The organism is Arthrobacter sp. NPDC058127 (genome assembly GCF_042884555.1).
Taxonomy (GTDB): Bacteria; Actinomycetota; Actinomycetes; order Actinomycetales; family Micrococcaceae; genus Arthrobacter.
Genome location: NZ_JBHVTT010000008.1, coordinates 16,086 through 30,898 on the forward strand (window position 1 = coordinate 16,086; position 14,813 = coordinate 30,898).

Consider the following 14,813-nt stretch of genomic DNA (forward strand, 5'->3'; position numbering starts at 1 on the left):
CCTCGGAGCGACCGTACTGAGTGGCGTTGCCGCAATGGCGCACTACTGGCGGCCTCCCAGCCTCCAATTCTGCATTAGCGACACTTGACACTCGGAACCTCGACGCTGTGCAAGTCGGCGGCGGTGCTGCTTGTCACCGTGCGTGGAGAAGAAGCGAGGAGAAAATTAGGCGGGCTGACGTGCTGGCGCTGGCTCCCGGGCGGCTTCTATGTGCGGGAGTGGGTACTGGGTGAAGACGCTCTGGGCGACCAACAACGCTATCCCGATGACACCAGCCTGATTTCCTCGCGTCGAGCCGACTATTTCGATGCTGCGGGTAGCCAGCGGCAGTGAGCGTCGATAGACGGCTTCGCGAATGCCGGCAAAGTAGTACTCCTCGGCGGCTGCTAGCTGGCCGCCGATCACAACCACCCGGGGATTGAAGAGGTTGACGGTGACTGCGATGGCTTCGCCGAGTAGGCGGCTAGCGGTCCGTGCCAGGCGCACGGCGTTTCGTTCTCCGCTGCGCAGGAGTCGAACGGCCTCATCGACCGTTGCCAGCTCCAGACCCTGGGCTTGGAGGTCCCTTAGGAGCGCCCACCCGCCGGCGTAGGCTTCGAGGCATCCCGTGTTACCGCATCTGCACTCGGGTTCATTCTCGACGCCGGCGGGCTTGGGGACATAGTTATGGCCGATATCACCGGCGGCTCCGTCCGCGCCCCGGTGGAGCCTGCCATCGGATATCAGTCCGGAACCGACTCCGGTGCCGATCTTCACCATGAGCAGGTGCTCAACATGGGGGTATGTCGTTTGCTGCTCACCGAAGGCCATGGCGTTGGCATCTTTGTCAACGATCACGGGGCAGTTGTATTCGTTGCGGAACGACCCGGGGATATCGTATCCGTCCCAGCCGGTCATGATTGGGGGGTGAACGACCCGTCCAGTGTCTGTATCGACCGGCCCTGGAACGCTGATGCCGACTCCCAGGACAGTTGCCGGTCCGGCTCCGGCCTGCATTAGGAGAGACGAAAATTCGGTCTTGACCATGCCCAGGACAACGTCTGGTCCGTCCGTTACATCGACTTTCAGCTCGACCTCGTCGAGGATCGCCCCAGTCAGATCACACAGGCCGATGCGCATTGCAGTGGCTCCGATGTCTGCGACCAGGAACTGCCCTGCCGTCCGATTGAAAGCGAACGATCCGGCAGGCCTGCCCTTGGTTGATTCTGCGCCGGACGGGACCACCAGGCCAGCCTCAAGAAGGCTGTCAATCCGCTGGTTCACGGTCGACCGTGAAAACCCGGTCTGTGCCGCAATCTCCGTTTTGGTCAGGATCTTCCCTGATCGAAGCAGATCCAGAATCTCAAGGGTTCCTGTCGTCGCCTCAGGCAGGGGCGACGCTGGTTGGGCGCTCATATCTGTCGTTCACCGCCATTTCTTAGCCTGCAGACCATCTTAACCTCCGCTCTTCGCAAAAGGTTGCGTGGCTCACATCACATAGTTATGCTATCAGGAGACGTTAGTTCGGCGTTCATATGTTTTTCAAAAACAGAAGGGGCAAAGATGCCACACCTCAAGAACTCACTCATCTTCGTTGCTGCTGCTTCCGTCGGGGTTTTGTCCCTGGCCGGTTGCAGCACGATGGGCGGCACTCCCGTCGGCGCAGGCGCCAGTTCGGGGCCGGCCAAAACAGCAGCAGTCATCAAGGGCCTGGACAACCCGTTCTTTCAGTCGATGGAATCAGGAATCAAGGCCGCCGATGGAAGCGTCACCGTCCAGGCAGCCCAGAATATTACTGACACGAGCGGCCAGGCCGACCGGCTTTCTTCCCTCGCCGGCCAGGACTTCAACTGCTTCATCATCAATCCCATCAGCGGCAACAACCTGCTCCAGGGTGTGGCGCAGCTCAAGGCCGCAGGCAAGACTGTCGTAAACATTGACAGCCCCGTGGATCCGAAGGCCGCGAAAGCAGCGAATGCGGTGCCGGACACATACATCGGCACTGACAATGTTTCCGCTGGAAAGCTGGCCGGAGAGCAGATGGCGAAACTCGTCAAGGATGGCGAAAAGGTTGGGATCATCGGCGGGATCGCCGGTGATGTGACCAGCGGCGACCGGGTCACCGGATTCACCCAGGGTCTGGCCGGAAAAGCCAAAGTACTTGAGACTGAGTCAGCAGACTGGGACCGCCAGGTCGCACTGACCAAGGCCGGGGACCTGCTGCGTTCCAACCCTGACATCAAAGGCTTCTTTGTCGCCAATGATGTCATGGGCCTGGGTGTCGCGCGGGCGGTAGCAAACGCCGGCCTGACCGGAAAGGTTGCCATCATCAGCGTCGACGGCGTCCCTGAGGGTCTTGCCGGCGTACAGTCCGGTGAACTCACGGCGACCGTGGCTCAGTACCCCTACGCCATCGGCGAGATGGGCGTCCAGGCGTGTAAGGCGGCTGCGGCAGGGCAAAAACTGCCTGCATCCGTCAAAGCCCCCGTGGCCCTCGTGACCAAGGACAACGTCGGCGAGGCGCTGAAGAGCGCACCGGCTCCCTTTGCGCCCTACGACAACCCGTTCAAGAAGTAGCAGGGAATCTCCATCATGTCCTCCATTTCGCACCATCCCCCGGCCCAGTCAAAAGGAACGCCGAGCCCCGTGAACACTCCTGACCGTTCCCGCGCGAAGACCGCAGCATCAGGTGCCTGGTACCAGGATCTGAAGCGGATCAGCTTCTGGGCCGATCATGCAGCCATTATCGGGCTCGTGGTTATGGTTGCAGTCTTCACGGCTCTGAACCCCGTGTTCTTGACTGTCGGAAACATCCAATCGATCCTCATCGCCGCCTCGATCCTTATCGTTCTCACCATCGGGCAGGCCTTCGTCATCCTCAGCGACGGCATCGACCTCTCCGTCGCCTCAACCATGACGCTAGGCGTCATCGCCTTTGGCATCGCCTACGCGCAAGGTACCGGACTCCTCGTGAGCATGGTCTCCGCAGTCGTTGCCAGCACAATTGTCGGCGTGCTCAACGGCGTGCTCATCGCCAAAGGAAAGATCACAGACTTCATCGTGACGCTCGGCTCCCTCTCCGTCGCCTCCGGACTGGCACTCGTGCTCTCCGACGGCAAGCCCACGTCCATCACCAGCGTCGACCTGATCAACTTTTCCACCCACGGAGTCCTGATCTTCGGGAACCCATTCATCGTCGCAGCAATCATCGCAATCATCGCCCACGTCGTCCTCTTCAGAACCCGCTTCGGAACCCACCTCTTCGCCACCGGCGGCTCCGAAGAGGCTGCCCAGGCAACCGGCATCAGCACCGCACGCGTCAAGATCGCCGTGTATACGATCTCAGGAATCCTCGCCGGCGTAGCCGCAATTCTGCTGATCGCCCGGGTGGGCGCATCGGAACCGGCAGCCAACACGACGTTCCTGTTGAACTCGGTCGCCGCCGTCGTTCTGGGTGGCGTCAGCCTCACCGGCGGACGTGGATCCGTTTTCGGACCCATCGTCGGCGCATTGCTCCTCACAGTTCTCACCAACGGACTGACCCTGATGAACGTCTCGCAGTTCTATCAGCCCCTTGCCGTCGGCGTCGTGGTCATCCTCGCCGCCCTGCTCTCGAGGTTCCAGAAATGACCACCACCCTGACCAAATCCATCGTCGACGTTCAGGACGTCTCGCTCGCCTTCGGAAGCGTAAAGGCCCTCCAGAACGTGAGCCTTACCCTGGCGGAGGGAGAAATCACCGCCCTCGTGGGCGACAACGGCGCAGGGAAATCAACCCTCGTCAGGTGCATCTCCGGAATCCACAAGGCCCAATCGGGCACGATTGCCTTCGAAGGCGAGCCGGTTCACTTCCGAAGCCCGGAAGACGCCCGCGAAGCAGGCATCGAAACCGTCCACCAGAACCTCGCCCTTGTCGATGACCTGACGGTCTGGCAGAACCTGTTCCTCAACAGGGAACTGACCCGCGGCATCGGACCCGTCCGGTTCCTGGACCGGAGGGCCATGAAGGAAGCCGCAGACCGGATGGTCTCCACCCTGGCCGTCAACGTCCCGGCCGTGAAGTCCAAGGTCCGCAGGCTCTCCGGCGGCCAACGCCAGGCCGTATCAATCTGCCGGGCTGCGGGCTTCAGCTCCAAGCTCGTCATCATGGACGAGCCCACCGCCGCACTCGGTGTCCAGGAAACCGCGAAAGTCGAAGAACTGATCTTTAGACTCCGCGACGACGGGCACTCCGTCCTTCTGATCAGCCACAACTTCAGCCAAGTCATGCGGCTCAGCGACCAGGTCTGGGTCATGCGCGCAGGCCGTTGCGTCGCAGGCCGCCGCACCACCGATACCTCCGGCGACGAGATCGTCTCGCTCATCACCGGTTCCCGCGAAAAATAATCGACAACACGAAAGACAATCCCATGGTTTACAGCAACCCCCTCGGTGTCCACGCCCTCGTCTGGGCAGGAGACACCTCCGAAGAATCCGTCGGAAAAGTCATCACGAGTACGGCCAAAGCGGGCTACGACCTCGTCGAATTCTCCCTTCACGACTCCATCAACCTGAACGTGCAGCACGCCCGGGCCCTGCTGGAGGAAAACAACCTTGGAGTCGTCTGCTCCAGGGGACTGGCGTTCGACGCAGACGTCTCCAGCGACGACACCGCCACCGTGGAGCGGGGAGCGAAGCTCCTGCAGGAATCCCTCCAGATCACCCACGACCTGGGCGGAACGCACTTCACCGGCGCGCTCTTCAGTGCGCTCGGCAAATACGGTGCCCCCATGACCGCGGCCGGCCGCGCGAACGTGGTTCGTGTCCTGAAGGAACTCGCCGACGAAGCCGCTAAAAAGTCCATGACTCTGGGTCTTGAGATCTGCAACAGGTACGAAACGAACGTCATCAACACCGCCCACGACGCGCTCCGTCTAGCGGACGACATCGGCCGGGACAACGTCCTGATCCACCTCGACACCTATCACATGAACATCGAGGAAAACGACCTCGTCTCGCCGGTCTACGAGGTGGGAGACCGGCTTGGCTACGTCCACATCGGTGAGAACCACCGCGGCTACCTCGGATCAGGGCACTTGGACTTCACCGCCTTCTTCCACGCCCTCGCCGCCATCGACTACAACGGGCCCATCACGTTCGAAAGCTTCTCCTCGGCCGTCGTGGCCCGCGGCCTGTCCAACGACCTGGCGGTATGGCGCAACCTCTGGACCGACGGCGAAGACCTCGCCGTGCACGCGCGCGAATTCATTGCCAACCATCTTCACGCCACCCGGGCGACCCGATGACGTTGGAGGACCTCCTGACCCGGGCCCGGAGCCTGGGCGCCTCCCACCGGGCACCTGTAGTCATCGGCGTTGTCGGGGCGCCCGGGGCCGGCAAGACAACACTGGTGGAAAGTCTTGTCAGGGAACTGAACAAGGACATTCCCGACCCCGAGCACCAGGAATACGCCCACGTGCCTATGGACGGCTTTCATCTCTCGGACCAGGAGCTGACACGCCTGGGCCTGCTGGACCGCAAAGGCGCCCCTGAGACCTTCGACGTGCACGGATACGCAGCCACCCTTCGCCGGCTGCGCTCCCCACGGGAGGCAGTGGTGTATGCGCCCGGCTTTGAACGCACCATCGAACAGCCCATAGCCGGCGTAATCCCCGTCTTCCCATCCGCGACAACGATTCTTACGGAAGGAAACTACCTTCTGCTCGACGTCCCGGAGTGGCGCGAGGTCAGGAACCAATGCAGTGAGATCTGGTACTGCGAGCAAGACGATGACCTGCGGGTCCAGCGCCTCATCCAACGCCACATCCAGTTCGGCAAAACCCCGGCCGAAGCAGAGTCGTGGGTACAGACGGTTGACGAGAAAAACGCCCGGCTGATTCAGTCAACACGGGCCAACGCCGACCTCGTCGTCACGCTCGAAGAAATCAGCGCAGCCTGAATGTGCCGATCCGTCCGGCAGGCGGATCGACACACAAGGACCTACCGACTCTGCCGCAGACCGCGAGGCTGACGCCTCAGCACGCTTGGTGCCCAATCCACCTATGCTCGGCAGGTCTCTGCCGCCCGCACTCTGAAATTCCAGGAGAAATGAAAATGACGACCCCCACTCAAGCCCTGTCCGATGCCGGTGTGTCCATCTGGCTTGATGACCTTTCCCGGGAACGGCTGTCCAGCGGCGGCCTGCGGAAGCTCATTGAAGAGAAGAATGTGGTTGGTGTGACCACCAACCCGTCCATCTTCCACGCCGCCATCACGGCCGGCAGCGACTACGACGCCGTGATTGCCGAAGAGGCAGCGAAGGGCGCCACCGTTGAAGAGGCGGTTTTCGAGATCACCACCCGCGACGTCGCCGATGCCTGCGACCTTTTCGCCCCGGTCGCGGCAGCGAGCAAGGGCGTGGATGGCCGTGTCTCCATCGAGGTGGATCCCCGTCTGGCGTGGGACACCGAAGGCACGATCGCCGAGGCCAAGCACCTGTACAAGAAGGTCGACAAGGACAACGTCCACATCAAGATCCCGGCAACCCTGGAAGGTCTCGCGGCCATCACGGCAACCTTGGCCGAGGGCATCAGCGTCAATGTGACCCTGATCTTCTCCCTGGAGCGGTACCGCGCCGTCATCAACGCCTTCCAGACCGGCCTGGAGCTGGCCAAGGAAAACGGCCACGACCTCTCCACGATCCACTCCGTGGCGTCCTTCTTCGTTTCCCGCGTGGACACCGAGATTGACAAGCGCCTGGACGCCATCGGCACCCTTCAGGCCGCATCCCTCAAAGGAATGGCCGGTATTGCCAACGCCCGCCTCGCCTACCAGGTCTACGAAGAGCTGTTCTCCACCGGGCGCTGGGCAGTCCTGGCCGAGGCCGGCGCACTCCCGCAGCGCCCGCTGTGGGCTTCCACCGGCGTGAAGGACCCGGCCTACCCCGACACCCTGAACGTGACCGAACTGGTCGCCGCGGGCGTCGTCAACACCATGCCGGAGAGGACCCTCGACGCCACCTTTGACCACGGCGTGGTCACCGGTGACACCGTCTCCGGCACCTACGAGGAAGCAAACAGCGTCCTCAACGCATTGGAGGGCCTGGGCATCTCCTACAACGACGTCGTCGCAATCCTCGAATCCGAGGGCCTGGACAAGTTCGTGGCCTCCTGGAAGGAACTTCTGGCCGACGTCGAAGGCGCCCTCGCCACCGCTAAGAAGGGGTCCTAGGAGTCCATGTCGTTCGATTCCAGCATCCCGTTCGACCGTGCGGCGCACTCTTTGGCCAATCCGCTCGGCATCCACGCAGGCGTGTGGGTGAATGACTGGTCCGCCACATCGGCGCGTGCCGCCATCGAGGAAAGCGCTCGGGCCGGGTTCGATCTGATCGAGATCCCTTTACCAGATTCGACCGGCACGGCGGGCGCGACCGCCGGATCCGCTCTCACCCGAGCCCTGCTCGATGACAACGGACTCGACGCCGTAGTCTCCCTAGCGCTGGGTGTCGACACGGACATCAACATCGACAATGCGAGGGTCTCGGCCCGCGGCGAGCAAAAGCTTCTCGACGCCGTAGCCTTCGCCCAAGAGATCGGGGCGCACTACGTCGGGGGGGTGACCTTTTCCGCGATGACGAAATACTTGCATCCGGCGACCGAAGCCTCCCGCGCAAACTCGCTCGCCGTCCTTACCCGCGTTGCAGCCTTCGCCCACGAGGCGGACGTGCGGATTGGCCTCGAGTACGTCAACCGTTACGAAAGCAACCTGCTGAACACTGCCGCGCAGACGGCCGCGTTCATCGGTGATCTGAAAGAACGCGGCGCCGCGAACGTGCTGCTGCATATCGACACGTATCACGCCAATATCGAGGAACTCTCGCAGGCAGACGCGGTGCGGGATGCGGGCGCGCTGCTCGGCTATATGCATATCGCCGAGAACCACCGCGGCCGACTCGGAACCGGCTCAATCGACTGGCCGGGCCTGTTCGGGGCACTCGCCTCGTCAGGCTACAAAGGTCCGCTGACCTTCGAGTCATTCTCCTCCTCCATCGTGTCGACCGCCACCTGCGACAATATCGGCCTGTGGCGCAACCCCTGGAACGACCCGATCGAAGTGGCACGGCATGCCGCAGCGTTCCTGCGGGAGCAACGCGCCGCATCGGCCGATCGTATCGTCGCTTCGACGGCCGCATCTTGCTGAAACCACCCGTCACCGCGTGACGGCAAGCTGTCGGGTGAGAATAAACGAGACATTCAAAACAAGGAGAGCATTGTGCCGAACAACAGCGGTTTTCCCGCGGGGTCATCGAAAACGCGCCTGTGTCTCAGCTCATCGCTGAGGTTTTTCTGAGCACGATCGGGGGAGTGCATGTCCGTTGATGCATCGGCACATGGACCAACCAGCTTCGGGTCACCAGTCCTCGGCTATCCCCGGACTCTTCCAGTACGAAGCATGAATGGGCAGCCTTGCAGACTTACACCAGACTCTCGAAGATGACGAATCGGCAGGAAGTCAACAGTCTGATTGAGTTCGCAAAGGCTGCGCGGATTCTGGACGGGTTTGGTTTCCTTGACCGCTTCGGGAGGGTCGACAAGAGTCAGGCCCCTGCATGCTTCGTATCCGCTCGAATGACCTTTTGCTTCGCTATCGCCGCCCTGCTGGAAGTGCCCGGTGCCAGCACTTATGCCTCCCACGGTGTTGCCAGTCTGGCTGGATCCTTGCGGGACGAGACGTTTGGCGGCTATGTGGCTTCGCTCGCTGGGACGCCTTCGTCCCAGCGCAAACGCGCTTACCTGCTTCATTGCATTGGCGGCGTCCGCCGCAGCCACCGCGGGCGTCCCGGGCGCTGAACAGCTGACGGAGAACGTCGCCGATGTCCTGCAGACTCGGTTCTGGTCGGAGGAAGCCGGAGCTCTCTACGAATCCTGGGACGGCGAATTCGGAAGCCCTGAGTCCTTACAAACGCGTCCAAGCAACACTTACGCCGACGCTAGGGGGCTCTCCAAAGCGCCGCCATTCCCTGCGTCGAATAGCCACACGCTAAGGCAGATCGCCCCCTTGCGCTGCCCAATGCAGATCTCAAACGACCGAGCCTGCACCCTGTGATCCATCTGAACAGACACTACTAATACCCGGGTAAGTGCGCCCCTACGGGGGAGTCCGGAACGAGGGGCGTCTCCACCCCTTCTCAACTGCAATTGGAAGCGGGTACCGGAGATGTCTTCTTTCCAAAGATGTGAACGCGGGGCGACGCGTTGTAGGAATCTGACAAAAGACCTAGTTCTCTCTCCAGGCCAGTACCGCGAGGACAAAACGGAGAAAGGAAGTAGGAGGGGGAAGATCATCCAAGAATGCTCGCAAGCGCTTGCGCAAGCGCTTGCGAGCCAGTAGTGTGATCCATGCAACAACGAAGCGGGTGCCGGACCCGATTTCGTTCTCCCGCCCTATCTCGCTGGGCGCGGGCAGATCAGCACTTTCCCCAACCCTTAGGTACAAAGGAGTCCTTATGCGACCCAAGTCCCATGCCGCCGCCTTCGCGGTCGGCACCGTCACTCTCGCTCTTGCCCTGTCGGCCTGCTCCGGTGCAGGCGGCAGCAGTTCGGCCGGCGACCAGGGCAGCATCAACGTCCTGATGGTGAACAACCCGCAGATGGAAGACCTGCAGAAGCTCACGGCGGATAACTTCACCAAGGAAACCGGCATCAAGGTCAACTACACCGTGCTGCCGGAGAACGACGTCCGGGCAAAGATCAGCCAGGAATTCTCCAGCCAGGCAGGACAATACGACGTCGCATCCCTGTCGAACTACGAGATCCCCTTCTATTCCGCGAACGGATGGCTCGCCCCGCTCGATAACCTGACCAAGGACGCGGCGTTCAACCAGTCGGACATCCTCCCGGCCTACACCGCCTCGCTGACCGGCAAGGACGGCAAACTTTACGGAGAGCCGTTCTATGGCGAGTCCTCCTTCCTGATGTACCGCAAGGACATCTTCGATGCCAAGGGCCTGACTATGCCGGCGAACCCCACCTGGGATCAGGTGGCCGACCTTGCGGCCAAGGTTGACGGCGCCGCCCCCGGGATGAAGGGCATCTGCCTTCGCGGCCAGCCCGGCTGGGGCGAGATCTTCGGACCCCTGACCACTGTGGTCAACACCTTCGGCGGGACCTGGTTCGACAAAGACTGGAACGCGAAGGTCAACGCCCCCGAATTCACCGCAGCCACCCAGTTCTACGTGGACCTCGTGCGCGCACACGGCGAAGCCGGTGCCGCCCAGGCCGGGTTCACCGAATGCCTGACCAACATGAGCCAAAGCAAAACAGCGATGTGGTACGACGCCACCTCGGCGGCCGGTTCCCTTGAAGCTGACGGATCCCCGGTAAAGGGCAAGATCGGCTACGTTCAGGCCCCCGTGAAGGAAACCAAATCCTCCGGGTGGCTGTGGACCTGGTCCTGGGGCGTGCAGGCCGCCTCGAAAAAACAGGACGCTGCCAGCAAGTTCATTGCCTGGGCCAGCTCCCAGAAGTACGAAGAACTCGCCGCCTCGAAACTGGGCTGGGCGAAGGTCCCGTCCGGCAAGCGGGCTTCCACCTACAACAACGCCGATTTCCAGAAGGCCGCCCCGTTCTTCAAGGCCGAACGGACCGCCATCGAAAGCACCGACCCGAAGAACCCCGGAGTGCAGGCCCGTCCCGCCATCGGAATCCAGTTCGTGGGCATTCCTGAATTCGCCGACCTGGGCACCACGGTCTCCCAGGGTGTGAGCTCGGCCATCGCCGGGCAGGGCACCGTGGCCGATGCGCTGGCGAAGGGTCAGGAAGCGGCACAAAAAATCGGCGACAAGTACAAAGCCAAGTAACACCCCACCAACCGGTGCTGTGGCCCCGCCGCCAGGTGGGCCACAGCACTGCAGGAGAACACCATGACTACCGCAACAGCGCGCATACCCCGTTCCGGGCACGGCGCCCCCAAACCTTCCACGAATGCCAGGGCACGTGAACGCGCCCTGGCCTGGGCCCGGCGCGCGCCGCTGCTGCCGGCACTGATCTTCCTCATCATCGTCACCCAGCTCCCGTTCGTGGTGACCCTGATCATCTCGTTCCTGAACTGGAACAGCCTGCGCCCCGACCAGACCGGATTCGCCGGCTTCGGCAACTACGTCCAGGTCCTCACCGATCCGGATCTGCGCCAGGCGATTTTCACCACCATCATCCTCACCGTCTCGGTGGTTCTGGCCAGCCTGGTCATCGGGCTCGGTCTGGCGCTGCTGCTGGACAAGAAGTTCATCGGCCGCGGGCTGGCACGGACCCTCCTTATCGCACCCTTCCTGGTGGTCCCGGTGGCCGCGGCCCTGATCTGGAAGCACGCGCTTCTGAACCCCACCTACGGGCTGATCAACGGAACCTTGACCTGGGTCTGGTCGCTCTTCGGCAGCAACACCCCGCCCCAGCCGGACTTCCTGTCCCAGGCACCGCTGGCGGCCGTCGTCGTGTCATTGGTCTGGCAGTGGACGCCGTTCATGATGCTCATCCTGCTTGCGGGCCTGCAGTCCCGCCCGATGGACACCGCGGAAGCAGCCCAGATGGACGGAGCCAGCAGCTGGGACATCTTCCGCCACCTCACGCTCCCGCACCTGCGCCAGTACCTTGAACTCGGCGGACTGCTAGGAGCCATCTACATCGTCCAGAACTTCGACGCCGTTTTCACCCTCACCTCCGGAGGCCTGGGCACCGCCAACCTGCCCTACGCCATCTACCAGACCTTCTACTTCGCCAACGAATACGGCCTGGCTTCCGCCGCCGGCGTCGTCGTGGTCATCGGCACCATCATCGTGGCCACCTTCGCCCTCCGCACCGTCTTTTCGCTCTTCAAGAAGGAGGCAGCACGATGAGCACCCTCACCCCTGCAGCACCCCGCAACACCGCAGACCCCACCGCCGGCTTCGACGGCGGATCCCGCCGCCGCGGCAAGTCGCTCATGGACCCCACCCGCAACAACACCGCCGCCGGGCTCGCCGCCTGGCTGCTGGCCCTGCTGTTTGCCGTCCCGGTCCTGTGGATGGTTCTGACGTCCTTCCACTCTGAAAACGACGCCGCAACGAACCCCCCATCGGTTGCCGCCAACCTCACCCTGGACGCTTACAAGGAGTTCTTCGGAGCCACCTCAGGTGTGAGCCCCTGGCCGCCGCTGATCAACTCCGCCACCGCGTCGATCCTCTCCACGGCCCTGGTCCTGGTCTTGGCCATCCCGGCCGCGTACGCACTGTCCATCCGGCCGGTGAAGAAATGGACAGACGTCATGTTCTTCTTCCTCTCCACAAAAATGATGCCGGTAGTCGCCGCGATCCTGCCCCTCTACCTCTTCGCCAAGACCGCCGGAGCACTGGACAACATCTGGTTCCTGATCCTGATGTACACATCCATGAACCTGCCCATCGCCGTGTGGATGATGCGCTCCTTCCTCGCCGAAGTCCCCGTCGAGATGCTCGAAGCCGCGCAGATCGACGGCGCAGGCCTGCTCCTGACGCTCCGGAAGATCATCGCCCCCGTCGCGATGCCCGGCATCGCCGCCACCGCTCTGATCTGCTTCATCTTCAGCTGGAACGAACTCCTCCTGGCGCGGGTCCTGACCGGCGTCATCGCAGGCACTGCCCCGGTGTTCCTCACGGGCTTTGTCTCCAGTCAAGGCCTGTTCCTCGCGAAAGTCTGCGCGGCCGCCGTCGTGATCTCGCTCCCGGTGCTGTTCGCCGGCTTCGCAGCCCAGGACAAACTCGTCCAGGGCCTCTCGCTCGGCGCCGTCAAATAACCATCACGTCCATTCCGACTCCCAGAGGATTACTTCGATGACAACATCCGCCACTTCAGCTGCCCGCGGGAGCAGATCGCTACCGTCGACAACGCGCACCTCCGCGCTCTCCGGTTGGTGACGCAGTTGCAACAGGAACAGCAAATCAGCGTCTTCGGATCGCCCGGTGCCGATGAGGCTGTCGAAGATCTCCGGGCAAAGCTCGCAAACGGAACCCGTTTCATGCTCGGCATCGTCGGAGCTCCCGGCTCCGGCAAATCCACGCTTGCGGCCAGGCTAAGGGACTTCGCCGCCCCCGACGCCTCTGTCGTGGTTCCAATGGATGGTTTCCACCTCGCAAACTCCATCATCGACGGCACCCCTCTGAAAAACAGGAAAGGCGCTATCGATACCTTCGACGGTGGCGGGTACCTGTCCCTTCTCAGACGCATCAAAGAGCAACAGGAAAAGATAGTCTTTGCCCCCGATTTCCGGAGGGACATCGACGAACCAATCGCCGCGTCCATCGCCGTTCACGCATCAATGCAGCTCGTGATCACCGAAGGGAACTACCTGCTCGCCGACTCAGGGCCGTGGAAAGAGGTGCGCACACTCCTTGATGAGATCTGGTTTGTTGAAAGCCCACCAGAACTCCGGGTATCCAGGCTCGTCGAACGCCACATGGCCTTCGGAATGGACCGGACCGCGGCCGAAGCCTGGACGCTGGGGCCTGACCAGGCTAATGCCGGCATGATCGAATCCACCCGGAACCGGGCCGACCGGATCATCCGTTGGGCGTGAGCATGTCCGGCCCCGCTTGCACCCCGACAGCCTCGATCCTGAACAGACAGGCCACACAAATGCACAGCACAGTGAACAGGAGAAGCTCCAATTCCGCACCGAAAGCGCTTGCGCGACTATTGTTGCTAAGAGAACCACGAAGGAGGAGGAAGATCATGGGCACCATGGCGGATGTGGCGAAATCTGCCCGGGTATCGGTAACCACGGTCTCCCACGTGCTCAACGACACCCGGCCGGTGAACCCGGAAACCCGGGAACGTGTCCTCAAGGCCATTCGCGACACAAACTATCAACGAAACGCGCTGGCCACGGCCTTGGCGACGTCCCGAACCAAATCGATCGGCGTCAGCATCTCCGCGCTGCGCAACCCATACTTCGCCAACCTCGTCCATGCCATCGAAGCGCGTGCTTCCGCGCGCGGATACACCCTCGTGATGGGAGACTCCCACGACGATGCCGCCGTGGAAGCGCGGCTCTTTGAATCATTCCTGGACAGACAGCTTGACGGACTGATCGTCGCCCCGGCCCCCGGAGCCGAGACAGCCTCTCTGCCAATGATCGTCGGCCACGGAACCCCGCTTGTCCTCATTGACCGCCACATCAAGGACGTGAACTGCGACCAGCTGGCACCGGAAAATATCGAACCGGCGAGGCAACTCACACGGCACCTGGTCGAGCTTGGCCACCGCCGTATCGCCGTCATTTCCGGTATCCCCGGCATCCAGTCCACAACCGAGCGGCTCGAAGGCTGCAGGCAGGCCCTCCAAGAAGCCGGCCTGGAACTGGACCCGTCCCTGATCGGCCATGGCAATTCCAGCATCGACGACGCCTACGCCGAGACCCTGAGGATCTTCGGTGCAGGCGATTCGAGGCCCACCGGTGTGGTCGTGTTGAACAACGCCATGACGATCGGCACGCTCCGAGCCCTCAAGGATCTGCAGCTGAAAGTTCCGGGCGACGTGGCCTTCGTCTGCTACGACGATTTTGAATGGGCGGACCTGTTCGAGCCGAGCTTGACGGCCATCGAACAGAATGTCAACGCCATGGGAGCCAAGGCGGTGGACCTCATCCTGGATCGCATCGAAGGATCGGACGCCCCGCCGCAGATCCTCCGGATCCCCACGGTCTACCACCACCGACACTCCTGCGGATGCACCCGCTAGAACGTCAAGACAAGAAAACACCTAACGCCAAAACGGCTCAGCCGCACGCTGCGCATGAGCCCGTCTCCGCAAGAGCGGAGCCGTCGTCACTAATCGCGCCCATAAGTCG

13 protein-coding genes and 1 pseudogene are annotated in these 14,813 nt (G+C 62.2%); 13 read left to right on the forward strand and 1 reads right to left on the reverse strand.

Annotated features, from left to right (window positions below):
* Nucleotides 1-165 precede the first annotated feature (165 nt).
* On the reverse strand, nucleotides 166-1,395 hold the full coding sequence (locus ACFVTG_RS12600; RefSeq protein WP_390280850.1) for an ROK family transcriptional regulator: 1,230 nt from the start codon (nucleotides 1,393-1,395) through the stop codon (nucleotides 166-168).
* Between the two features lie 147 nt (nucleotides 1,396-1,542).
* Between ACFVTG_RS12600 and ACFVTG_RS12605 the strand changes: the two genes are divergently transcribed.
* From ACFVTG_RS12605 to ACFVTG_RS12665, 13 genes and pseudogenes are all read left to right on the forward strand, one after another.
* Complete coding sequence (locus tag ACFVTG_RS12605; RefSeq protein WP_390280852.1) at nucleotides 1,543-2,556, forward strand: substrate-binding domain-containing protein; 1,014 nt, start codon at nucleotides 1,543-1,545, stop codon at nucleotides 2,554-2,556.
* A 69-nt stretch (nucleotides 2,557-2,625) separates the two neighbouring features.
* Nucleotides 2,626-3,609, forward strand: a complete 984-nt coding sequence (locus tag ACFVTG_RS12610) for an ABC transporter permease (protein WP_390280854.1) — start codon at nucleotides 2,626-2,628, stop codon at nucleotides 3,607-3,609.
* Nucleotides 3,606-4,364, forward strand: a complete 759-nt coding sequence (locus tag ACFVTG_RS12615; protein WP_390280856.1) for an ATP-binding cassette domain-containing protein — start codon at nucleotides 3,606-3,608, stop codon at nucleotides 4,362-4,364. The genes ACFVTG_RS12610 and ACFVTG_RS12615 overlap by 4 nt, the downstream gene beginning before the upstream one ends.
* 23 nt (nucleotides 4,365-4,387) lie before the next feature.
* Entirely contained in the window at nucleotides 4,388-5,263 is an 876-nt protein-coding gene (locus tag ACFVTG_RS12620) for a sugar phosphate isomerase/epimerase family protein (RefSeq protein ID WP_390280858.1), read from the forward strand.
* Nucleotides 5,260-5,916 (forward strand): nucleoside/nucleotide kinase family protein, encoded by a 657-nt coding sequence (locus ACFVTG_RS12625; RefSeq protein WP_390280860.1) that lies wholly within the window; start codon nucleotides 5,260-5,262, stop codon nucleotides 5,914-5,916. The genes ACFVTG_RS12620 and ACFVTG_RS12625 overlap by 4 nt, the downstream gene beginning before the upstream one ends.
* 155 nt (nucleotides 5,917-6,071) lie before the next feature.
* The gene (tal, locus tag ACFVTG_RS12630) at nucleotides 6,072-7,187 is read left to right on the forward strand and encodes a transaldolase (RefSeq protein WP_390280862.1); all 1,116 of its coding nucleotides are present in this window, start codon (nucleotides 6,072-6,074) and stop codon (nucleotides 7,185-7,187) included.
* A 6-nt stretch (nucleotides 7,188-7,193) separates the two neighbouring features.
* Nucleotides 7,194-8,156, forward strand: a complete 963-nt coding sequence (locus ACFVTG_RS12635; protein WP_390280864.1) for a sugar phosphate isomerase/epimerase family protein — start codon at nucleotides 7,194-7,196, stop codon at nucleotides 8,154-8,156.
* A 293-nt stretch (nucleotides 8,157-8,449) separates the two neighbouring features.
* Nucleotides 8,450-9,062: pseudogene (locus ACFVTG_RS12640) on the forward strand (AGE family epimerase/isomerase).
* A 400-nt stretch (nucleotides 9,063-9,462) separates the two neighbouring features.
* Nucleotides 9,463-10,815 (forward strand): ABC transporter substrate-binding protein, encoded by a 1,353-nt coding sequence (locus tag ACFVTG_RS12645; protein ID WP_390280866.1) that lies wholly within the window; start codon nucleotides 9,463-9,465, stop codon nucleotides 10,813-10,815.
* Between the two features lie 63 nt (nucleotides 10,816-10,878).
* The gene (locus ACFVTG_RS12650) at nucleotides 10,879-11,847 is read left to right on the forward strand and encodes a carbohydrate ABC transporter permease (RefSeq protein ID WP_390280868.1); all 969 of its coding nucleotides are present in this window, start codon (nucleotides 10,879-10,881) and stop codon (nucleotides 11,845-11,847) included.
* Nucleotides 11,844-12,761 carry a carbohydrate ABC transporter permease gene (locus ACFVTG_RS12655; RefSeq protein WP_390280870.1) on the forward strand — a complete coding sequence of 306 codons (918 nt, stop codon included), beginning with the start codon at nucleotides 11,844-11,846 and terminating at the stop codon, nucleotides 12,759-12,761. The genes ACFVTG_RS12650 and ACFVTG_RS12655 overlap by 4 nt, the downstream gene beginning before the upstream one ends.
* 117 nt (nucleotides 12,762-12,878) lie before the next feature.
* Nucleotides 12,879-13,541 carry a nucleoside/nucleotide kinase family protein gene (locus ACFVTG_RS12660; RefSeq protein WP_390280872.1) on the forward strand — a complete coding sequence of 221 codons (663 nt, stop codon included), beginning with the start codon at nucleotides 12,879-12,881 and terminating at the stop codon, nucleotides 13,539-13,541.
* Nucleotides 13,542-13,696: 155 nt separating this feature from the next.
* A complete protein-coding gene (locus ACFVTG_RS12665) occupies nucleotides 13,697-14,704 on the forward strand; it encodes a LacI family DNA-binding transcriptional regulator (RefSeq protein ID WP_390280874.1) in 1,008 nt (335 codons plus the stop codon).
* The last annotated feature ends 109 nt before the right edge of the window (nucleotides 14,705-14,813 follow it).